This window comes from Pseudarthrobacter sp. C1, from assembly GCF_034720455.1.
Lineage (GTDB): Bacteria > Actinomycetota > Actinomycetes > Actinomycetales > Micrococcaceae > Arthrobacter.
In genome coordinates, this window is record NZ_JAYESK010000008.1 from 1 (window position 1) to 21653 (window position 21653).

17 protein-coding genes and 1 pseudogene are annotated in these 21653 nt (G+C 66.9%); 7 read left to right on the forward strand and 11 right to left on the reverse strand.

Annotated elements, in window-relative coordinates; all coding sequences use genetic code 11:
- Nucleotides 1-267 precede the first annotated feature (267 nt).
- From U7114_RS13840 to U7114_RS13875, 8 genes are read right to left on the reverse strand one after another with little or no spacing between them, the layout of a single operon-like run.
- Nucleotides 268-1701 (reverse strand): mannitol dehydrogenase family protein, encoded by a 1434-nt coding sequence (locus U7114_RS13840; RefSeq protein ID WP_323057668.1) that lies wholly within the window; start codon nt 1699-1701, stop codon nt 268-270.
- Nucleotides 1698-3098 carry a glucuronate isomerase gene (gene uxaC / locus U7114_RS13845; RefSeq protein ID WP_323057669.1) on the reverse strand — a complete coding sequence of 467 codons (1401 nt, stop codon included), beginning with the start codon at nt 3096-3098 and terminating at the stop codon, nt 1698-1700. Before uxaC ends, U7114_RS13840 begins: the two co-directional genes overlap by 4 nt.
- 4 nt (nt 3099-3102) lie before the next feature.
- Nucleotides 3103-4008: a sugar phosphate isomerase/epimerase gene (locus U7114_RS13850; RefSeq protein WP_323057670.1), complete on the reverse strand. Its 906-nt coding sequence runs from the start codon at nt 4006-4008 to the stop codon at nt 3103-3105.
- Between the two features lie 4 nt (nt 4009-4012).
- On the reverse strand, nt 4013-5179 hold the full coding sequence (locus U7114_RS13855) for a Gfo/Idh/MocA family protein (protein WP_157239205.1): 1167 nt from the start codon (nt 5177-5179) through the stop codon (nt 4013-4015).
- Entirely contained in the window at nt 5176-6024 is an 849-nt protein-coding gene (locus U7114_RS13860) for a sugar phosphate isomerase/epimerase family protein (protein ID WP_321215314.1), read from the reverse strand. The genes U7114_RS13855 and U7114_RS13860 overlap by 4 nt, the downstream gene beginning before the upstream one ends.
- A gap of 2 nt (nt 6025-6026) precedes the next feature.
- The gene (locus tag U7114_RS13865; RefSeq protein ID WP_323057671.1) at nt 6027-6950 is read right to left on the reverse strand and encodes a carbohydrate ABC transporter permease; all 924 of its coding nucleotides are present in this window, start codon (nt 6948-6950) and stop codon (nt 6027-6029) included.
- Complete coding sequence (locus U7114_RS13870; protein WP_323057672.1) at nt 6947-7975, reverse strand: sugar ABC transporter permease; 1029 nt, start codon at nt 7973-7975, stop codon at nt 6947-6949. The genes U7114_RS13865 and U7114_RS13870 overlap by 4 nt, the downstream gene beginning before the upstream one ends.
- Before the next feature lie 6 nt (nt 7976-7981).
- On the reverse strand, nt 7982-9340 hold the full coding sequence (locus U7114_RS13875; RefSeq protein ID WP_197432423.1) for an ABC transporter substrate-binding protein: 1359 nt from the start codon (nt 9338-9340) through the stop codon (nt 7982-7984).
- 202 nt (nt 9341-9542) lie between these two features.
- On the opposite strand from U7114_RS13875, the gene U7114_RS13880 reads away from it, so the two are divergent.
- Nucleotides 9543-10595 carry a LacI family DNA-binding transcriptional regulator gene (locus U7114_RS13880; protein ID WP_323057673.1) on the forward strand — a complete coding sequence of 351 codons (1053 nt, stop codon included), beginning with the start codon at nt 9543-9545 and terminating at the stop codon, nt 10593-10595.
- Nucleotides 10596-10608: 13 nt separating this feature from the next.
- Here the strand turns inward: U7114_RS13880 and U7114_RS13885 are convergent, their stop codons facing one another.
- The gene (locus U7114_RS13885) at nt 10609-10953 is read right to left on the reverse strand and encodes a hypothetical protein (protein ID WP_157239215.1); all 345 of its coding nucleotides are present in this window, start codon (nt 10951-10953) and stop codon (nt 10609-10611) included.
- Between the two features lie 165 nt (nt 10954-11118).
- Here U7114_RS13885 and U7114_RS13890 point away from each other — a divergent pair, with 165 nt between their 5' ends.
- Together U7114_RS13890 and U7114_RS13895 are read left to right on the forward strand one after the other, a co-directional pair.
- The gene (locus U7114_RS13890) at nt 11119-11739 is read left to right on the forward strand and encodes a hypothetical protein (RefSeq protein WP_323057674.1); all 621 of its coding nucleotides are present in this window, start codon (nt 11119-11121) and stop codon (nt 11737-11739) included.
- Nucleotides 11740-11817: 78 nt separating this feature from the next.
- A complete protein-coding gene (locus U7114_RS13895; RefSeq protein WP_323057675.1) occupies nt 11818-12537 on the forward strand; it encodes a YcnI family protein in 720 nt (239 codons plus the stop codon).
- A 107-nt stretch (nt 12538-12644) separates the two neighbouring features.
- Here the strand turns inward: U7114_RS13895 and U7114_RS13900 are convergent, their stop codons facing one another.
- Entirely contained in the window at nt 12645-12875 is a 231-nt protein-coding gene (locus tag U7114_RS13900) for a hypothetical protein (RefSeq protein ID WP_323057800.1), read from the reverse strand.
- Between the two features lie 55 nt (nt 12876-12930).
- On the opposite strand from U7114_RS13900, the pseudogene U7114_RS13905 reads away from it, so the two are divergent.
- Nucleotides 12931-13281, forward strand: a pseudogene (locus tag U7114_RS13905) (DUF4232 domain-containing protein); the annotation flags it as partial.
- A 94-nt stretch (nt 13282-13375) separates the two neighbouring features.
- Here the strand turns inward: U7114_RS13905 and U7114_RS13910 are convergent.
- The gene (locus U7114_RS13910; RefSeq protein WP_323057676.1) at nt 13376-13840 is read right to left on the reverse strand and encodes a DUF4383 domain-containing protein; all 465 of its coding nucleotides are present in this window, start codon (nt 13838-13840) and stop codon (nt 13376-13378) included.
- Nucleotides 13841-14027: 187 nt separating this feature from the next.
- On the opposite strand from U7114_RS13910, the gene U7114_RS13915 reads away from it, so the two are divergent.
- The 3 genes from U7114_RS13915 to U7114_RS13925 all read left to right on the forward strand — a co-directional run bounded on the left by U7114_RS13915 (nt 14028) and on the right by U7114_RS13925 (nt 21639).
- On the forward strand, nt 14028-15554 hold the full coding sequence (locus tag U7114_RS13915; RefSeq protein ID WP_323057677.1) for an FAD-dependent oxidoreductase: 1527 nt from the start codon (nt 14028-14030) through the stop codon (nt 15552-15554).
- Nucleotides 15555-15719: 165 nt separating this feature from the next.
- Complete coding sequence (locus U7114_RS13920) at nt 15720-20816, forward strand: DEAD/DEAH box helicase (RefSeq protein ID WP_323057791.1); 5097 nt, start codon at nt 15720-15722, stop codon at nt 20814-20816.
- Nucleotides 20809-21639: an Fpg/Nei family DNA glycosylase gene (locus U7114_RS13925; protein WP_323057678.1), complete on the forward strand. Its 831-nt coding sequence runs from the start codon at nt 20809-20811 to the stop codon at nt 21637-21639. Before U7114_RS13920 ends, U7114_RS13925 begins: the two co-directional genes overlap by 8 nt.
- Nucleotides 21640-21653 lie beyond the last annotated feature (14 nt).

Below are 21653 nucleotides of genomic sequence, written 5' to 3' on the forward strand. Positions count from 1 at the left end.
ACCATCCTCCGTGGTGACCCGCAGCGTCACGAAGTTACGGGAGGGACTGGTCACAAACACATCGGCAGCAATGATTTTCACAACAGATCCAGGCTTTCTTAATCGATGGAGCGGTACTTGGTGGATTGGCAGGGGCTCAGCCGGTGGTTGCCGGCTGTTTGGCGGCCGCGGCATCCGCGGCGCCAGGTTCCGCGGCGGCGGGGCGGCGACAACGGCCCAGTCCCCGAATCTCTCCGGGAACCGGGCAGATGTGCGTGCTTTGCACAACTACCGCGGGACAGTCCGCGGCTCAAACGTCCCGCAGAGGCCCTCAACCAGGTCCACTGCGCCGGTGTCCCCGGCGAGGGCAGGATCCACCAAGGACAGGAGGGCACGGATCCGCTCCCTGCCCCGGAGTGAGTTGGCTGCGGCAACCTCGCCCGCGAGCGGATCCTGGACCGCGCCGCCGGCCGTGTAGTCCATCCACGCAGCAATCATCAGCGCGGCGGCTGCTCCCGAGCGTCCCGCGGCACGCTCCGCCTGCAAAACAGGGACGGCACGCATGCGCAGCTTGGTGCTGCCGTCCATTGCGATCTGCGCCAGGTGGTGGGCAATCCGGGCATTGCGGAACCGCGCCAGCAGGGCCGCGCGGTAGGCCGGGATCTGCAGGTCGACCCCGTCACCCTCCTGTTCCGTGAGGTTGGTTTCCGCCTCGTCCCAAAAGCTCTCCACCGCCTGCAGGCAGCGCGGGTCCGCCAAGGCTTCCGCGACGGTGGCATGGCCACGGAGCTGGCCGGCGTAGGCGAGGAGGGAGTGCGCACCATTCAGGAGCCAGAGTTTGCGGTTCTCATAGGGTTCGATGTGGTCAACGAACACCGCGCCGGCATCTTCCCAGTGCGGACGCCCGGCGGGAAAGTCCCCGCTGAGCACCCAGTTGGCGAAGGGCTCGGCCACCACGGGAGAGGTGTCCCGATACCCGCAGGCGGCCTGGACGGCCGCAATGTCGGCGTCAGTGGTGCGCGGTGTTATCCGGTCCACCGAGGTGCTGACGAAGCTGACGTTGGCATCGATCCATCCGGCCAGGTCCGCATCCCAGGCCTCGGCCATGCCCGTGACGGCATGGTGTGCAATGGTGCCGTTGTTGGCGAGATTGTCGCAGCAGACCACAGCGAGCGGTCCAGCAGAAGCAGCCCGGCGGGCGGCGAGGGCGAACACGAGGCGGCCCAGCGGCGTCGTCGGTTGGCCCTTGCCGGAGGAGAGCACGGCAAGGTCGGCAGCTACGCCAGGCGCGGTGAGGTCCAGCCTGCCGCCGGAACCGATGCCGTAGGCGGCTTCCGTGATCGTCAGGGTGATGACGGCGGTACCGGGGGCGGCCACCAGATCCGCCAGGCGCTGCACGTCGGCGCCGTCCACGGCCTCCACAATGCTGCCGACGACGGTGTAGGAGTCGCCGTCGTCAGCACGTTCCACCAGGGTGAACAGGCCGTCCTGCTCAGCGAGGGCCAGAGCAGCATCGGGACGGCGGCCGGTGAAGGCTGCGATGCCCCAGTCCGGGGCATCGGACGCCTTCTGCGTGTACCAGGCCTGGTGGGAGCGGTGGAAGGCGCCCAGGCCAAGGTGGACAATCCGCACTGGAGCCTTGGCTAACTGGTGCAGGCGGCGGTTCAACTGCGGAAGGTCCCCGGCGGCGGACCCTGGTTGTGGTGGCAGTTCAATGCTCACAGCTTGAAGACCCTCCTCGGCGAACCGTCAACGATGTCCACGATCAGTTCGCGGGCGCGTTCTTCGCTGATGCGGTGCTCGGCTACCAGGCGTGCCAGGAAGGCCGACTCGATCCGGCGTGACGTGTCGTGGCGTGCCGGGATGGAGCAGAAAGCCCGTGTGTCGTCGATGAATCCCGAGGAGCGCGAGAAACCGGCAGTTTCCGTGACGGCGGACCGGAACCGCAGCATCGCATCCGGCGCATCCAGGAACCACCACGGGGCGCCGATGTAGACAGACGGGTAGAACCCCGCCAGCGGCGCCAGCTCCCGCGAGAACACGGTCTCGTCCAGGGTGAACAGCACCAGGTGGAAGTCCTTGGCCGTGCCGAAGTCCTGGAGCAGGGGCCGGATGGCCTCGGTGTAGTTGATCGCGAACGGAATATCGTGGCCCGTGTCCGCGCCAAATGATTCGAACGTGGGCCCGTGGTGGTTGCGGTACGAACCCGGGTGGATGGTCATGACCAGCCCGTCCTCCACGGACATCCGTGCCATCTCGTAGATCATGTGGGCTTCGAAAGCGTCGCGGTCCTCCGGGGTCGTGTTCCCCGCACGCGCCCGTTCGAACAGCCGTTCCGCGTCGGAGCGGTCCAGCTTCAGGGTGGCCGGCGTACGGACGCCGTGGTCGGCGGATACCGCCCCGTTTTCGACGAAGTGACGCCGCCGAGATTCCAGCGCGGTGATGTAGCCGGCGTACCCCGAACCGCCTCCACCGGCAGCGATGAGCCGCTCCACATTGTCCTGCCAGGCCGGATGGGCAATGTTGAGGTACTGGTCCGGCCTGAAGGTGGGCAGGACACGGCTGGCGAAGGCCGGGTCCTTGGCCAGGGCCGCGTGACTGTCCAGTGTGTCCAGCGGATCGTCGGTGGTGGCGAGCACCTCGATGTTGAATTCCTTGAACAGCTGCCGGGGCCTGAAGCCTGGTTCGGCAAGCTTGGCCGAGATCGCGTCGTAGATCCTGTCGGCGTTTTCGGCGGTGGGCTCCTCATGCAAACCGAACACGTGCTCGAATTCCTGCCGGATCCAGTACCCCGAGGCCGTGCCCTCAAATTGCGGCCACGCGGCACAAAAGTTGCGCCAGACCTGCCGGGAGCCTGCAGCGGAGCCGCCAAGGCCCAGCTGGTCCATTGGGACGCCGCCGGCATGGATCAAGCGGGTCACATAGTGGTCCGGGGTGACCAGGAGCGCGGCGGGATCCGGAAAGGGCAGGTTCTGTTCGATGACGGCGGCATCAACGTGTCCGTGCGGGGAGATGATCGGGAGGCCGGCCACCAGGCTGTAGAGCGAACGGGCAATCTCCCGAACGCCGGGGTCTGCGGGCAGGAGCCGGTCGGGGTGGGCTGCCATTGAATGTGCCATGGCGTCAACGCGCCCCGGCCCCTGCGGTGAGCCCGGCGAGGGCCGCCGTACGCCGCAGGTAGTCGAGATTGCCGGCAGTACGTTCGGCAAGGGGCAACTCCGTGGAGAAGTCTTCCACCGTGACCCACCCGTCATAGCCATGGGCCGCGAGCGCCTTGAAGTATTCGAGGACGCTTCCCTGTCCGGACTGCAGCGGTGCCCATTCGTTGCTGAACACGGCGGCACCTGATTCGTCCGTTGCGTCCTGGCGGACCCAGACGGCGTTCTTGACATGGATGTGTGCCAGGTATTCGCCCAGCAGTTCGAAGGCCGGAAGGTAGTCTTCCTGGCCTTCGATCAGCAGGTTGCCGAGGTCGTGGATGACCCCCACGTGCCGGGGGTCGAGGCCCTCCAGCAGGCGCCGCGCCGAGGACGCGGATGCGGTAATGGTGCGGTGGTGCAGTTCCACCAGTGCCTTGACGCCATGGTGGGCGGCCCGTTCAGCCACCCACTCGAAGTCACGGCGGGCTGCCTCAAACAGGGCAGGATAAGGAATCCCGCTCGGTCCTTCGTTACCCCACGCCGCCGTTCCCAGCGGAAGCGTAGTGACGCGGACCTGGCCCGCGCCCAAGGCGGCCGTAGCTGCCAGCATGCGCTCGACGTCGTCGTGGTTGTCACAGCGCGCATAGCCGCCGATTCCGGAGAACTCCAGCCCGGCGTCGCGGGTAATGGCTGCCACCCGCCCAAGGTTGTCTTCGAGTCCAGTGAGCGGGATCGTCGCTTTGTTGCCGGCCCAGAAACCTGGCTCGGGCGCCTCCGCCTGGTCCGTGATCCGCCACTCGATGCCGTCCCAGCCCTGGCCCGAAAGGTGGCTCACGGCTTCCTCGGGGGTCCAGTCCGGCGTGGAGGCTGTAAATACTGAAAATTTCATCGCTTCAGGCGCTTTCTGTCGCAGTGGAGCCCGTGCGGACCTCCAGGTCGTTGTACTTGCCGGCCAGGACGTCGTCGAAGAGGACCGCCTGGTTGAGCGTGGCGGAGACATAGACGGCACGCACGGCGGCCAGGGCATTGACTGCATCGCTCACCGTGACCCCGGGCTGGCGGCCTTCGGTGATGGCCCCGAGGATGTCGCGGTACTGGCGGATGTGTCCGGCCGGGTACACCGTGGGGTCCTTGGCCTCGTAATCCTCTGCCGGGTACTTGGCGAGTTCTTCCCGGGCCTGGTTGCCGCCGCCCTGAAGCCCCATGTCCGCGGAAGGGCCGCCGGCGTCCTTGGCGTGGAAGTAGTGCAGCTGGTCGTTGTCCACCACTGCGGAGCCTTCGGAGCCCATCAGCTGTACCCGCACTGTCAGGCCCGGGTATGCGGCGGTGGTGGCATGCAGTACTGCCAGGCCGCCGTTTTCGAACGTCACGGTAGCTACGGCGGTGTCCTCCACCTCGATGCGTTCGTGTGCCAGGCGGGCCGTGTGCGCGTGGATCTCAACCGGGCGGCCCATGAACCACAGCAGCAGGTCAACCGTGTGGACGCCCTGGTTCATCAAGGCGCCACCGCCGTCCATTGACCAGGTGCCGCGCCAGTCACCGGAATCGTAATAGCCCTGCCCGCGCCACCAGGCAACAGAAGCGATGGCGGACGTCAGCCGGCCGAACCGGCCTTTTGCCACGGCATCGGCAACCGCAACGCTGGCCTGGTCAAAGCGGTGCTGGCTGATGACGGAAGCGACTACGCCGCGGCGTGCGGCTTCATTCGCTGCCGCCTCGATCTCCTGGGCGCGGCTCAGGTCCACGTCGAGGGGCTTTTCGATGACAACGTGCTTGCCGGCAGCCAGGACTTCGAGGCCCTGCTGGATGTGCAGGCCGCTGGGGGTGGCCAGCGCCACCAGGTCGATGTCTGCGGCGGCGAAGGCGTCCGCAAGGGACGCGTGCACGGAGGGCCTGGGGCGTCCGCTCTTTTCGATGAAGTCCGCAAGGGCAACAGCGGCGTCCGGGACCGCATCCACCAGCGCCACAATGCTGGCGCCGGGGAACTCCTGCAGGGCAACCGCGTGGGTCCGCCCAATGACGCCGCAACCCGTGATGGCAACCTTCAACGTCTCACTCATACTGTCTGCACTCCTGCTTCCGCTGTGACTTTTGCAAAGGCCCGGGCAGCAATACCGAAGGCCGTGGGACCGGAGAATCCGCCAAGGCCGTGGGCCCCGGCAAGATGCGGCTCCAGGGAGGCGAAGCCGGTGAAGCCGTCAGCCTTAAGCGCTTCGACGGTGCGCAGCAGGTCGCCGTCGCCTTCGCCTGCGGGGACCACATGTCCGTTGGAGAACAGGGCGTCCTTGACCTGGAGGTATTCCAGGTGCGGGCGCAGCTTCGCGTAGGCCTCGTCAAAGGGCTTCACGCCCACCTGCACGAAGTTGGCTGCGTCCCACGCCACTTTCAGCGCCGGTGAGTTCACGCTTTCGATGATGTCCAGCACGCGGTCCGGAACGTCCCCGAAGATGTCTTTTTCATTCTCGTGCAGCAGGACCACGCCCTCTTCCTCGGCAACAGCGGCGAGCGCCCTCATCCGCTCGATGACCGCGTCACGGATGCTGTCCACCGGAACGGATTCGCCGTAGTAGAAGGAGAAGATCCGGATGTACTTGGCACCCAGGACTTTGGCAGCATTGGCTGCCCGCCGCAGCCGCTCCACTTCGTGTTCAACGGGGAGGCTGACGTCCACCTTGCCGATCGGCGAGGCAATCGCGGAAACCTGCATGCCCTTTTCCTTGAGCAGCCCCGCGAGTTCCGCGAGCTGGTCATCGGACAGGTCCACGATGTTGGTGCCCCACGCGCTGCGCACTTCGATGTAACTGGCACCGAGTGCCTGCAGCACCGCGATCTGCACCGCGGGGTCGTCGTCGATTTCGTCGCCGAATCCGGACAGGGCCCACGAGACCTGGGTGGCTGGAACCATGGTTACTTAACTCCTCCGGCGGTAAGTCCGCCCACTAGATAACGCTGGAAAATCAGGTAAAGAATGACCACGGGGGCGGCACATACGAGGGCCGCAGCCATCATCTGGCCGTAGAACGGGATGGCGCCGCCTTCCTGGGACGCACCGAAGATCTGCAGTGCCACAGCCGCGGTCTGGCTTTCGGGCCGGGTCATGACGGAAGCGAACAGGACGTCGTTCCAGCCGAGCAGGAAGGCGAAGATGCCGGACACCACGATGCCGGGCCAGCTCAGCGGCAGGATGATCCTGAACAGGACACCCACGTTGCTGGCGCCGTCGATCCTGGCTGCTTCCTCAAGTTCCCGGGGAAGCCCGCGCAGGTAGGTCACCATGACCCAGGTGGAGAACGGCATGGCGAACGTCAGGTAGGTGACAAAGAGTCCCCACTGGGTTCCGATGACCTGGATTCCCAAGTAGGTGGCGGCCGAAGAGAACAGGACGAACACGGGCAGCACCATCAGGGTTCCCGGCACCGACTGCAGCGCAAGGAGGCCGCGCAGGATGGTGAGGCGGCCCCGGAAGCTGTAGCGGACCAGGACAAACGCGGTTGAGACGGACAACGCTGCCGAAACAACGGCTGTTGCGCCTGCCACGAGGACGCTGTTGGCAAGTCCGGTGGCCAGTCCCACGCTGGTCCAGATCTTCGAGTAGTTCTCCAGGGTGAAGCTTGAGGGCCAGAACTCTCCGTTGGCCACGCCGATGTCCGAGTTAACGGACGCAAGGAAGATGTAGAAAACGGGGATCAGGACGAGGGCACCGAGGAACACGAGAATGATGGTGAGCAAAGGCCCCGGGAGCAGCCGCAGGACTTCGTGTTGTTTCTTCGATCCCGGACGTGGAATGTCCGCGGTGGCCTGACTCCGCCTGGTGGCAGTGGAGGTGCTCATTTTTTGGCTCCAGGTGACTCGGCGTCGTCGAGCTTGACGGCGCGCAGGTAGACAAACAGCGGAATGGCGATCAGGACCAGGGAAACGAAAGCCATGGCAGCGCTCAGCCCGAAACGGAAGCTTTGGAAGCTGGTGACGTACGTAAGGATCGGGAGCACTTCCACGTCGGCCGGGGCCGGAACTCCAAAGAGGACATAGGGAAGCGTGAAGTTGTTGATGTGGTGCAGCATGCCGATCAGGAAAGCGAGGGAGAGCGGCCCCTTGAGGTAGGGGAAAATGACGTAGCGCAGTTTGTTCCACCACAGTGCGCCGTCCAGGGCTGAGGCCTCATGGACCTCATGGTCCACGGACTGCAGCCCGGAGAGTGCGAGCAGGTAGATGAAGGGCCAGGAAGCCCAGATCTGGACCAGGACCAGCGTCCAGAAGGTCTGCGGTCCGTTCAGCCACAGGCCGGCCTCGATGCCGACAGTCCCCAGGGCCTTGTCCACGATGCCGTCCGGCTGGAACATGGTGCGCCAGACGGTCGCCACCACGAACGACGGAAGCACGTAGGGGATCAGGAAGATGGACCGGATCACGGCCCGCCCCTTGAACGCGTTCTGTGTGGCGACGGCGGCGGCTATGCCCAGCGGAAGGGTCACGACCATTGCCAGCAGCGAGTAGCTGACGCTCAGCCAGGTGGCGTGGAGGAGGGGTGAGGACGTCAGTGCTTCGACGAAGTTTTCGACGCCGATGAAGGGCGAACTGATCCACTTGCGGAGTGTGTACTGGTCCAGGTTGAGGGTGGACATGAAGATGCCCAGCAACAGCGGCACGACGATGATGATGATCATCAGTACCCCGCCCGGGATCAGCATCCACAGTGGGCGGTTTCGTTCGCTGAGGCCTTTGCGGCGCGGGCTCTTCTGCCCGCCCGGCTCTGTGCCGGCGGTGTCCTGGCCGGCGGTGTCAGCGGCCGAGCGGGCCGCCCGGCTTGCGGCGGACTCCGCCGCAAGCCGGACTTCGTTGGATGCGTCAGTTGACATCACAATTTATCCTTTGGAGGCCCGGTCCAGGGAGGCCTGGCCCTTGCTCTGGGAGTCCTTGATCCGTGCTTCAAGGGCAGAACTGTCCACCTTGCCGGCGGCAAGGTCAGGGACGGACTGGACCGTGACGTTCAGCAGGCCCAACTGGATGTCGCCCCAGGCTCCGGTGAACGGCGTCGCCTTGGACTTCGCAGCTGCGTCCGTGATGGGCTTGAGCTTCGCATTTCCGCCCAGCTCCTCCAGGGCCTCGGCGTTGGCCGGCAGGTCGCCGAAGATCTTCTGGTAGTTCAGCTGTTCCTCTTTTGAGGTGATGAGTTTGATGTACGCGAAGGCCAGGTCCTTCTGCTTCGAGTAGTCCGCTACCACCAGGTTGTCGCCGGACAGGATGCTCGCTGCGTCCTCGTTCTTGGAGCTGGACTCGCCCGGAGGGGTCGTAGGCATCAGTGCGTACTCGTACTTGCCCGCAACGGCCGACTTCTCAAGGGTGGGAAGGGAGCTTGAGGTGGTCATCATCAGGTAACCGGCCTTGCCGCTGGCAAAGGCCGCGACTGCGTTGCTGTTGCTCCAACCCACGGAAGCCGGGTCAACGATCTTGTCCTCTGTCAGCCAGCCGAAGTAGGTTTCGTAGGCCTTCTTGACGGTGGGGTCGTCGAGCTTGAGCTTGTTGCCGTCCACGATCGGGTTGCCGGCCTGGACGGACATCGCCCAGATGAACTTCCAGGGGTCGTAATTGTCCTTGTAGCCGGTGGCCAGGCCGTAGGTGCCGTCCTTGGTCATCTTCTTCGCCTGCTCCGCAAGCTCATCCCACGAAGTGGCCGGCTTTTCAATTCCGGCGGCGGCCAGCAGTTCCTTGTTGTACGCCATCACGAAGGGGCGGCTGACGAACGGAATGCCGGCCTGGTGCTCCTCGTCCGGCCCGGAGATCCCCAGGGCAGCCTTGTTGAACCGTTCCTTGCCTCCCACCTTCTTCCAGTCGTCGTCGGACAGGGTGACAAATGCCTTGGTGGCGAAGGCAGTCGGCGTGAAGGTGGTGCCCAGTCCGTAGATGTCCGGGCCCTGCCCCGATACCACTGAGGTCTGGATGCGGGTCAGTTCGTCGTTGGCCGAGGCAAAGGTCTCGAACTTCACGTCGGCACCGGTTTCAGCCTTGAATTTTGCCGCGATGTCGCTCTGCCACTGCTTCTGCTGTTCCGGGTACTGGCTCAAGACACCGACGAGGACGTTGAGGGTCTTGCCCGTTCCGTCCACCTTTCCGTCCGCGCTGGTGGACGAATCAGTAGTGCCGGAGCCGCCGCCGCAGCCGGTCAATGCCAATGCCGCAGCCGTAACGATAGCCGCGAGCCCGGAAGACGATTTAAACCTCATTGTTTTCTCCTCTTGGACACCCACATGGCCACAACGTCAAGTGGCGCACATCACTGCAGGCGATTCGAAACCCAGTCTAGGGAGCGGCAACACATGCGGCAAGCGGTTGCCAAAAGTTGCCAAAAGATGTTTCCATTGAGGTACGGCCACTCCACCGCGGATGAAGGACCGGGCGCCTTCTCGGCACGAAAGGATTGGGCCAATGACTGCAACAACGCCGGGAGCTCGCACGGAGGGGGCACCGGAGGGCCGCGCGGGCGCGGAAAAACTCCCAACAATCCGGGACGTCGCCCAACTCGCGGGGGTGGCCACATCAACGGTTTCGCGGGCCCTCTCCAAGCCGGACCGGGTCAACCGCCACACCAGGGAACGCATCGAAGCAGCGGCCGCTCAGCTGAACTACGTGCCCAGCTCACAGGCACAGGGACTCAGTTCAGGGCGCACCAACGCCGTCGCCGTCCTGGTGCCGGACATTACCAACCCGTTCTACTTCGACATCATCCGGGGCACCCAGCACCAGCTCAAGGCTGCGGGGTATACGCAGTTGCTGGTAGATACCGAGGAGTCCAATGAAATGGAGCTTGAAGCGCTCCACAAAATGCGGCGGTCTGCTGACGGGTTCATCCTTGCAGCCTCCCGTTTGACTGATGCGCAACTGGCCGAGGTCTCCGAGACCCAGCCGCTGGTGACAATCAACCGGGCGTCCACCAGCGCTCCAACGGTTGTCATCGACACGCCCTCCGCGATCATCCAGGCCCTGGAGCACCTGGCGTCCCTGGGCCACCACCGCGTCTGCTACGTCAGCGGCCCGCCAACATCCTGGTCCAACCGGGCACGGTGGACAGTCTTTGAGGAGGAGTCATCCAAACGCGGCATGGAAACCCACCGCATTGGCCCCTACACGCCCAAAACAACCTCGGGCGCAGCCGCGGCAGACGCAGCCGCGCGCACCGGCGCCACGGCGTGCATCGTGTTCAATGACCTTCTTGCCATCGGAATGCTCCAACGGCTTCGCGAGCGCGGAATCCGCGTACCGGAGGACATCAGCATCGTCGGCTCGGATGACATCTTCGGCGCAGATTTTTGCAACCCCCCGCTGACCACCATTTCCAGTCCCATCGAGCAGGCCGGCCGGGTGGCTGTATCCATGCTGCTTTCCCAGCTGAATCCTGTTCCAGGCCGCTCGAGCCGGCAGCTTGCCGTGATGCCCACGCACCTTACGGTGCGGGCCTCCACGGGGCCTGCTCGGGCCTGATCCCGGCTGCCTGCTACAGCCGGTCCGTCTTGTCCTCGCCCTTGTGGCCCGCGCCGCGCAGGTTTTCCTGCACCTTGCCGAAAAGGTCCTTGATGGTGGACTCAGCGTTCGTGATGACGTCCACGGGCACATAAACGTCGTGGGTAAGCGGCAGGTCGTATTCATCCTTCAGGTGCGTGCCGTTTCCGACCCCCGTCAGGGACAGGTAGACCATCGCCTCCGTGCGGGCGATTCCCGCGAGCTTTCCAAAGACGATGGTGAACTCGTTGGGCTGGAAGCTGATCGTCTGGCCAATGTGGCTGCGGCCAAGTTCACCAGCGGGAACAACCTTTTCTGACTGGCTTCCGGTGTAGTCCATGAACTTCTCCTCAACATCGCCAACAGTTACGCAGGCAGTCTAACCCGGCCCTGAAGAGGCGGTACATGGCCGCCGCTCAGGGCTGCACCTCCCCTGCCGCCACAGGCGCGGGCAGGCCCCGGATACAATTTGTACGACTGACTTCAGGCCGGAAGGGGACCATCCGTGGATGCGCTTCGTACCCGCGTCCCCTTCCACTTCCTCCGGTCTTCAGCCATGGCGACCGCCATCCTGACCCTTGCCGCCGGAGCACACCTGGCGGGCGGCGGCGCGTTGCCGGCCCCCACCGTCATGCTGGCAGTGCTGGCATTGACTGCACTCGGCAGCACCACAGCCGCCCGCCTGCGGTTGGGTTTCCCCGCCGTCATGGCGCTCCTGGGTGCCGGGCAGCTGGCGCTGCATGAGGTCTTTGGTGCCTTCAGCATCCCCGCAGCCGCCGCCGAATCCGGCGCCACGGCAGCTCACGGCAGCCACCTGGCCGGAACCGCTGCGCTGCCGCTGGACCACATCTCGGGGGCCGGGGCAGCGGCCGGCCCGCTGATGCTTGCGGCCCACATCCTGGCGACGCTGGGGTCCGCGCTCCTTCTCGCCAAGGGCGAGGACGCACTGTGGGCGCTTGCTGCCTGGCTTCGGCCCCTCGTGGCGCTCCCCCGGCCGGCAGCGTGCGACGGCGGCGCCGCGCCTTTGTTTCCTTTCGCACCTTTCGCCGTGCCGCTGCGTCCCTGGCGCAACCTTCGGCAGGACAGCCGGCGCGGCCCGCCTTCCGCCGTCGCGCTTTCCTCCTGACCCCGCCGGATCCTTCCGGCGCGGACCCCGAAAACCTACGCACCCCGGCCGTTCCGGCGTGCGCCAGAAAGGCAACCCATGAACACCCCATTCCTTCGCCGTGCCCTGAAAACTTCCGCCGCAACCGGAGGTGCTGCCATGCTCCTGCTGGCGGCCGCGGGCGGTGCCGCCGCACATGTCGGCGTAACGCCGGACAAGACCTCGGCCAACTCCTACGCCCTGCTCACCTTCGCGGTCCCCCACGGCTGCGACGGATCGGGTACCACCAAGGTGGCCATCACGCTCCCTGCGGAGCTGAACGATGCCCAGCCCACCGTCAACCCCAACTGGACGGCGGAGAAGGTGACCGAGCAGCTCGCCGAGCCCCGGAAGCTCGCCGACGGCTCCTCAATCACCAAGCGGACCAGCCAGGTGGTCTACACAGCCAAAACACCCCTGGAGCACCAGCTCCGGGACACCCTGGTCCTCTCCGTCAAACTCCCCGATGCGGCGGGAACAACGCTGTATTTCCCCACCCTCCAGACCTGCGAGGCAGGGCAGACCGACTGGTCCGAGATCGCGAAGGACGGCCAGGACCCGCACTCCCTGAAGGCTCCCGCGCCGTCGGTCACCATCACCGGGGCGGCCGGCGCCGGCGGCCCCGGGACGGAGCACGCCGCAGCAGTCGCCGACGGCGGCGCAGCGGCACGTGCAGATGGCGGTGCCGACGCGCGCAGCTGGGCGGGCCTGGCGGCGGGGGTCGGCGGGCTGGTGCTGGGCGGCGCGGCGTTCGTCCGGAGCGCTGCACGGCGCAAGTAGTCCGCCTTGATGCCCGGATCATCACGATCCGGGCATCAAAATGCCGTACGGCCTCGTGGCGTCGTTGACGCGGGCTCCTGCTGCGGCGAAGGTGGTGCCATGAGGTCTCAGCGAATTTTCCAGGGGTTGGTCATTTCCACGGCTGCCGCGTCGGCGGCATTGATGCTCAGTGCCTGCAGTCCGGGCCAGTCGCAGGCACAGACGACTCCGCCGGCAGGCACCAGCTCAGCCAGCCCGGACGCAACGTCCGCCGCTCCCACTACGTCGGCACCGCCGTCGTCCGCCGGCACGCCCACCGGCTCAGAGACCGCGGCGCCGGGGGCACCTGCCCGCTGCAAGGCGGCAGGGCTTACGGCTGCTACCGATGCGTCGGGGGGCGGGGCGGCCGGCAGTGTCTACATGAAGCTCAACCTCACCAACACCGGCGCAGAACCGTGCATCCTCCAGGGCTTTGCCGGCGTCTCCCTGGCAGCGGATGGCGCCGGCGCCCCCATCGGCGCGCCCGCCACCCGCGATGAAACCTCCGCACCGGCCGACGTTGTCCTGGCCCCCGGCCAGACCGGCTCCGCCGTGCTGCGCTACACCCAGGCCGGAAACTACCCGGACTGCGCCATGGTGGACGCCGCCGGCTACCGGATCTACCCGCCCGAGGACACCGAATCCCTGTTCCTGGCCCAGCCCACGCGCGCCTGCAGCAACGCCGAAATCACGCTGCTGACCATCGGTCCGTTCCAGCCGGCCTGACCTCCCGGATACAGTCCACGGAAAACCGCAGGCGGTCCAGCTGGTGCCGGGCCGCCTGCAGTTGTCTGTGCTGTGTTGCTGACGTGCTTGGTGCTTACCTGGTGGCAGTGGTGGGGCGTCCCGCGCGGGCGGTGCCCCGTGACAGGGCGACTCCCAGGCCAACCATTGCCACGCCAAGGACGAAGTGCAGCCAGTCGTCCGCGGTGTTCACCGGGACAAAGTTCGCCGCGGTGTCCTTGCCGATCAGCAGGCCGTAGATCCAGAGGACCAGGTAGATGGCACCGCCTCCCACCAGGTAATTCCTGGACTGCACGGCGCTGCGGGCCATCGCGATGCCGGCCGCGCCGAAGAGCAGGTGGACGATGTTGTGCAGCACCGACACCTGGAAAATGCCCAGCAGCAGCGCTTCCGAACCATGTCCGGCGAAACCCAGGGCCTGGTAGTTGGTGGTGATGCCTGGAATGAATCCCAGGAGGCCCACCAAGAGGAAGACTGCACCCACTGCAAGGGTTACCTTTTGAATGTTGGTCCGGTCCACCGCGCGACCGTCGGAACTCATGCTTGTCATGATCTCTCCTGTTTGCCGTTATGTTCACACCGTGGCTGCCGGGCTGCCACCTGACCATAGACTTAAACCCCGACATCGTAAGTATACTTAGTAAACAGATTGCGGACAGGTGGGGATTCATAACAGACCCATCACAAATGGCCCCCAGGGCCTGGAGCAAAAGGCGGGCTGAGCAGGAATGACGTCGATTTGGTTGGATCGGGCGGACACCTTCACCACGGACCCGTTCGAGCCCGGAAGCAGCTATGACACCGTGGTGGCAGGAGCCGGACTCACCGGCCTCGTCACGGCACTCCTGCTGGCCCGCTCGGGGCAGAAAGTGCTTGTCCTGGAGGCCAGGTACCCCGGTGCCGTCACCACAGGAAACACCACCGCCAAGGTGTCCCTGCTCCAGGGGACGTTCCTGTCGCAGCTCGCCCGCCAGTACTCGCAGAAGCAGGTGCAGGCATATGTGGACGGCAACCGCGAAGGCCAGGCCTGGCTCCTGCGCTACCTCGATGAGAACGGAGTGCCGTACCAGCGGAGGGACGCCTACACCTACGCCGCGTCCCCCCAGGGCACGGAAAAGCTCCGCGAAGAGGTCAGTGCCGGCACCACCGCCGGGCTGGACATGGAATACGTGCGCGACGCCGGGCTGCCGTTTGCCGTGCACGGCGCCGTGCGCCTGGCGGACCAGGCACAGATCAACCCGGTGGAGGTGCTGGACGTCCTGGTGTCCGACCTTCGCAGCCGGGGAGGATTGATCGTGGGCGGCGTGCGGCTCCGGGACGTCACGGGCGCCGGACCCGCCACGGTCCACACAGCCCAGGGCAACATCACCGCCAACCAGGTGGTGCTGGCCACCGGCATCCCGGTGCTGGACCGCGGCCTGTACTTCGCCAAGCTCACACCCAGCCGCTCCTACGCGGCGGCCCTGCAGCTGCAGGAGGACCAGGCGCCTCCACCGGGAATGTACCTCTCGGTGGAACAACCCACCCATTCGCTGCGGGACTACGAGGCGGACGGCCGGCGGCTGCTGCTGGTGGGCGGGCACGGACACCACGTGGGCAGGGCGAGGTCCGAGAAACACAACCTGGACAGCCTCCTCGCCTGGGCCGTGCAGCACTACCCCGGCGCGGTTGCCACCCATACCTGGTCCGCGCAGGATTACCTGCCAACCAACCTCATGCCCTTCTTCGGCAAGTTCCCCCGCGGCAAAGGCCATATCTACTTCGGCACCGGCTACAACAAGTGGGGCATGACCAACGCGGTCGCGGCCGCCGTCGGAATTTCCGCTGACATCCTGGGTGGAAACGTGCCATGGGCGAACACCATCCACCGCCGCGTCACCGCACCCTCCGGCGCCCTGTCCGCCGTCGCCCTTAACGCGGGAGTGGCAGCCAAGCTGGCCTCCGGCTGGGGACAGGTGGCTGCCCAGGGCCTGCGGAGGGACAAGAAGGACCAGGCGGCTAAGCCCGCGCCGGTAATTCCTGCCGAAGGCGAGGGCAAGGTTTACCGCGAAGGACCCAAACCGGTGGCCGTGTCCACCGTTGCCGGCACCACGTGCAGGCTGTCCGCCGTCTGCACCCACCTCGGCGGGATCCTGCACTGGAATGACAGCGAGCTGACGTGGGACTGCCCGCTGCACGGCTCCCGTTTCAGCAGCGACGGAAAGCTCCTGGAAGGGCCCGCCACCAGAGACCTTCCGGCCGCAGGAAAGGCTTGAGCCAGGCATCGGGGAGGCCTGCGGTAAGGCCGGAGCACGGCCGGCACCAGTGTCGGTGGCTTGGGGCATGATGGAGGCATGATCCAGGAACAGGGCCCCCAAACTGGAAACACCAATGGTGGGACTGCCGGCGGGAATGCCGGTGGGAATGCCGGCGGCGCCGCCATGGCACAGTTCAGCCGGCCCACCAGGGACTGGTTCCTCGGCGCCTTCCCAGGGCCGACGCCCGCACAGGAGGGCGCGTGGCGGGCGATTTCCTCAGGTTCGCACGCCCTGGTGGTGGCTCCTACCGGTTCGGGTAAGACCCTTGCCGCTTTCCTGTGGGCGCTGGACCGGCTGCTCATCGCCTCCACCGAAGAAACGGAGGCTGCCGAGCGCCATGCCGCCGCGTCCGGCGCTGCCGCTGCCACGGGCGAACAGGCCCCCGCCAAAGGCAGGCGGATACGGGCCCCCAAGCGCAAGACCCGAGTCCTCTACATCTCGCCGCTGAAAGCCCTTGGCGTGGACGTCGAACGGAACCTCCGCTCGCCGCTGATCGGCATCACCCAGACCGCCAAGCGGCTCGGCCTGCCGGCACCACTGACTACAGTGGGCGTGCGCTCGGGGGATACTACTGCCGCGGACCGCCGGACACTGCTGACCAGCCCGCCGGACATCCTCATCACCACCCCGGAATCGCTGTTCCTGATGCTGACCTCCAGGGCACGGGAAACCCTGGCCGAAGTGGACACCGTCATCATCGATGAAGTCCACGCGGTGGCCGGGACTAAACGCGGCGCCCACCTGGCCGTCTCGCTCGAACGGCTGGATGCCTTGCTGCCCAAGCCGGCGCAGCGCATCGGCCTGTCCGCCACGGTGGAACCCAAGGAGCTCGTGGCGCAGTTCCTCGCAGGTTCGGCACCGGTGGAAATCGTGGCCCCGCCCGCCAAGAAGAACTGGGACCTCACAGTCTCGGTTCCCGTGGAGGACATGTCCGACCTCCAGGGCGCTGCCGGCGCCTTTGACTCGGGCCCGGCCTCCGGACTGCAGCCGCAGGCATCCATCTGGCCGCATGTGGAAGAGAAGATCGTGGACCTGGTGCTCGCCAACCAGTCCACGATCGTCTTTGCCAACTCCCGCCGGCTGTCCGAGCGGCTCACGGCACGGCTCAACGAGATTTACGCTGAGCGGCAGCTGGTGGCCGTGGGCGGCGGCTGGGATGATCCGGTCCCCCCACCGGCGGCGTCAAGGATTCCCGCCTCCACGGCCACGCCCGCGCACATGATGGCGCAGGCGGGAAGCTCGGCGGGCGCGGATCCGGTGCTGGCGCGCGCGCACCACGGCTCGGTTTCCAAGGACCAGCGTGCGCTCATTGAGGACGACCTGAAGTCCGGGCGGCTGCGGTGCGTGGTGGCCACCTCGTCCCTGGAACTGGGCATCGACATGGGTGCCGTGGACCTGGTGGTGCAGGTGGAATCGCCGCCGTCCGTTGCCAGCGGCCTGCAGCGGGTGGGCCGCGCCGGCCACCAGGTGGGCGAAGTCTCCCAGGGTGTCCTCTTCCCAAAGCACCGTGCCGACCTCGTCCACACAGCCATCACCGTGGAGCGGATGCTGGCCGGCAAGATCGAGCGCCTCAGCATCCCCGCCAATCCCCTGGACATCCTGGCCCAGCAGACCGTCGCTGCCGCCGCCCTCGGCAGCATCGATGTTGAGGAATGGTTCGCCACCGTGCGGCGCTCCGCCCCTTTCGCGTCCCTCCCCCGCTCCGCCTTCGAAGCCACCCTTGACCTGCTGGCCGGCCGCTACCCGTCGGACGAGTTCGCCGAGCTTCGTCCCAGGATCATCTGGGACCGCAACGCGGGCACCATCGAGGGCAGGCCGGGGGCTCAGCGCCTGGCCGTGACCTCCGGCGGAACCATCCCGGACCGTGGCCTCTTCGGCGTGTACATCATCGGCACCGAGGTGGAAGGTGCCGCATCCCCTTCTGCTGACGGCAAGCCGGCGCCCGCGCCAAAGGGAGGACGGCGCGTCGGCGAGCTGGACGAGGAAATGGTGTACGAGTCCCGGGTGGGGGACGTCTTTGCCCTGGGCGCGACGAGCTGGAAAATCGAGGACATCACGCACGACCGCGTGCTTGTCTCCCCGGCCTTTGGCCAGCCGGGCAAGCTTCCCTTCTGGAAGGGCGATTCCCTGGGCCGGCCCGTGGACCTGGGGCGCGCCCTCGGCGCGTTCGTCCGCGAACTGTCAGCGTCCGACGTCGGCCCTGCCACCGAGCGCTGCGAGGCAAGCGGCCTGGATGCCTTCGCGGCAAACAACCTGATCCAGTACCTCAAAGAGCAGAAACTGGCCACCGAAGTTGTACCGAACGACACCACGCTGGTGGTGGAGCGGTTCCACGACGAGCTGGGCGACTGGCGGGTGATCCTGCACAGCCCCTTCGGCATGCCCGTGCACGCGCCCTGGGCCCTCGCCGTCGGGCAGCGGCTCCACCAGCGCTATGGGATGGACGGCTCCGCCATGGCCGCCGACGACGGGATCGTGCTTCGGGTGCCCATGATGGAGGATGAGCCGCCGGGAGCGGAGCTCTTCCTGTTCGACCCCGAGGAGCTGGAACAGATCGTCACCGCAGAGGTGGGCGGCAGCGCGCTCTTCGCGTCGCGGTTCCGGGAGTGTGCCGCCCGTGCCCTGTTGCTGCCGCGGCAGACTCCCGGCAAGCGGCAGCCACTGTGGCAGCAGCGGCAGCGCTCCGCGCAGCTGCTCGATGTTGCACGGAAGTACCCGACTTTCCCCATCGTGCTGGAAACCGTCCGTGAATGCCTGCAGGACGTTTACGACCTTCCCGCTTTGAAGGACATCGCGGCGTCGGTGGAGCGGCGCGAGCTGAGGATTGTCCAGACCACCACCTCCCAGCCCTCGCCGTTCGCCAAGTCCCTCCTGTTCGGGTACGTGGCACAGTTCCTCTACGAGGGCGACTCCCCGCTGGCTGAGCGCCGGGCTGCCGCACTCGCCCTGGACTCCACGCTCCTCAACGAGCTGCTGGGGCGGGTGGAACTGCGCGAACTGCTGGATCCCAAGGTCATCGAGGCCACCGAGCGCGAGCTGCAGCGGCTGGCCCAGGACCGGCGGGGGCGGGGAATGGAGGGCGTCGCCGACCTGCTGCGGCTCCTTGGCCCCCTGGCACCGGAGGAGGTAGCCGCCCGGCTGGAACCGGCCACGGCGGCTGAGCCTGCACCGGTGGTTGAGCCTGCCGGCGTGGTTGAGCCTGCCGAAACCGAGCACACCCACACAGAGCCCACCGACACCGAGCCCACCAACACAGAGCCCACCAACACAGAGCCCACCAACACCGGGCACGCCCAACCCGCAGAAGCCGCCGCCCACCTCACCGCCCTGCAGCGGGCCAACCGCGCCATCAAGGTAAACATCGGCGGCGTGGAACGCTTTGCCGCCGTTGAAGACGCCGCGCGGCTCCGCGACGCCATTGGCGTTCCGCTGCCCATGGGCGTCCCGCTCGCCTTCATCGAGCCCGTGGCGGACCCCCTCGGCGACCTTGTTTCGCGCTACGCCCGCACGCATGGACCCTTCACCGCCGCCGAGGCCGCAGCGCGGCTGGGCCTGGGTGTGGCAGTCGTCAGCACGGCCCTGAAGCGCCTGGCCGCGGACGGGCGCGTGGTGGAGGGCGAGTTCCGGCCGCATGCCGCACAGCCGCAAGCCACCCGGGAGGGCAGGGTCGGCGGCGAAGCCGCTCCCGCCGATGGTGTGGAACCTGGTGGTGTGGAACCGGGCCCCCAGCCGGCAGGAGACGGCCCCTCGCCGCACCTGCCCCTCCATGCTGCCGTCAGCGAATGGTGCGACGCCGAGGTCCTGCGGAAGCTCCGCCGTCGTTCGCTGGCGGCCCTCCGCGCGGAAGTGGAACCAGTGGACGCGGCAGCCTACGGGCGCTTCCTCCCCGCATGGCAGCATGTCCGCACGCCGGGCGGCGGCCGCGGCCAGCCCTCGCTGCGCGGCCTGGACGGCATCATCACGGCCGTTGACCAGCTCTCCGGAATTCCTGTTCCGGCATCCGCGTGGGAGCCGCTGATCCTCGCCAGCAGGGTGTCCAACTACCAGCCGGCCATGCTGGACGAGCTCATGGCCGCCGGGGAAATCCTTTGGTCCGGCGCAGGCGCCCTGCCCGGGAATGACGGCTGGATCAGCCTTCACCTCGCCGACTCCGCGGAACTGACCCTGAGCCCCGCAGTCGAGTACGAACCCGGTGATGCCCAGCAGCGGCTGCTGGACCACCTGCGGAACAACGGCGGCGGCTACTTCTTCCGGCAACTGACGGACGTCGCCGGCGGCATGGACTCCGTGCTCAGCGACCAGGAAGTGGTCGCGGCGCTCTGGGACCTGGCCTGGGCAGGCCGGATCACCGGGGACACCTTCGCCCCGGTCCGCGCCCTGATTGCCGGTGGACATACAGCGCATCGGCAGGTGGCACGGGCACCGCGGGCCAGGGCTCCGCGGCTCAGCAGGCTGGGCCGTTCCCACGGAAGCGGGCTCGTGGGCTCGCCGGGACTGGCGGGCGGGCGTTATGGCGCCTTGGCCGGGGCGGCCGCAACTCCCCCGATGGCTGCCGGCCGCTGGTCCGCCCTTCCGCAGCCGGAGCTGGACGCCACCATCCACGCCCGCGCCACTGCCGAACTCCTGCTGGACCGCTACGGGGTGGTCACCAGGGGATCCGTGATGGCGGAACAGATCCTGGGCGGCTTCGGCCTGATGTACAAAGTCCTGGCCAGGCTGGAGGAGGCAGGGCGCTGCCGCCGCGGCTACTTCATTGAGCACCTGGGCGCGGCCCAATTCGCCGTTCCTGCCACTGTTGACCGGCTGCGCTCGTACTCAGAGGACAGCCAGCTCGCCAAGCCCGAGCCGGTTGCCCTTGCCCTGGCCGCCACGGACCCGGCCAACCCGTACGGTGCAGCCCTCCCCTGGCCCGCCCTCCAGGACGACGCCGGCACCGGGCACCGTCCGGGGCGGAAAGCCGGCGCCCTGGTGGTGCTGGTGGATGGGGCGCTGGTCCTGTACGTGGAGAGGGGCGGGAAGACCCTGCTGGCTTTCAGCGGCGATGATGCCGTGCTGGCGGCGGCAGGCGCAGCCCTGGTGGGCGTGGTGACCCGCGGGGCCGTGGACAAACTCATCATGGAGAAGGTCAACGGCCACGGCATCCTGGACACCCCGGTGGCTGCAGCCCTCAGCTCCGCCGGCGCCTACTCCACCCCGAAGGGGCTGAGGATCCGTGCCTGAGGGCGACTCCGTCTGGCGTGCAGCCAACCAGCTGCACCAGGCACTGGCAGGGCAGACACTGCTTGGCTCCGATTTCCGCGTTCCGCGCTTCGCCACGCTGAACCTTGCCGGCTGGACCGTGGCCGAGGTAGTCGCGCGCGGCAAGCACCTGCTGATGCGCGTGGTGGGACCGGACGACAAGAGGCTCACCATCCATTCCCACCTGAAGATGGAAGGGACCTGGCAGGTCTACCCGCCCGGGGGGAAGTGGCGGAAACCAGGCTACACGGCCCGTTGCGTGCTGCGGACCGCGGCTGCGGACGCCGTCGGATTCTCGCTGGGCATCGTGGAAGTGGTGGCCACCGCAAGCGAGGATTCCATCGTGGGATTCCTGGGCCCGGACCTGCTGGGCCCGGACTGGGACCCGGACGAAGCAGAACGGCGGATCCGCTCCGCCCCGGACGTCCCCGTGGGCGTGGCCCTCCTGGACCAGCGGAACCTTGCCGGGATCGGCAACATCTACCGGTGCGAGGCGTGCTTCCTCTCCGGGGTGCACCCCGCCTCGCCGGTGTCCTCGGTGGCGGACCTGCGGACCCTCATGACCGACGCCAAGCAGCTCCTGGAAGTCAACCTGGGCCCCGGCCGCCGGGTCACCATCCTCAACGCCAGGGGCCTGCCGGTGGGCAGGATGGCGGGGCGGCCCGGCTACTGGGTGTACCGCAGGGAACACCAGGCCTGCCTCAAGTGCGGAACACCCATCCGGCGCAGGGTGCTGGGCAAGCTGAACGGCGACGAGGAACGGGACATCTACTTCTGCCCCACATGCCAGCCCCTGTTGGCCTAGGATTCCCCGCCCCC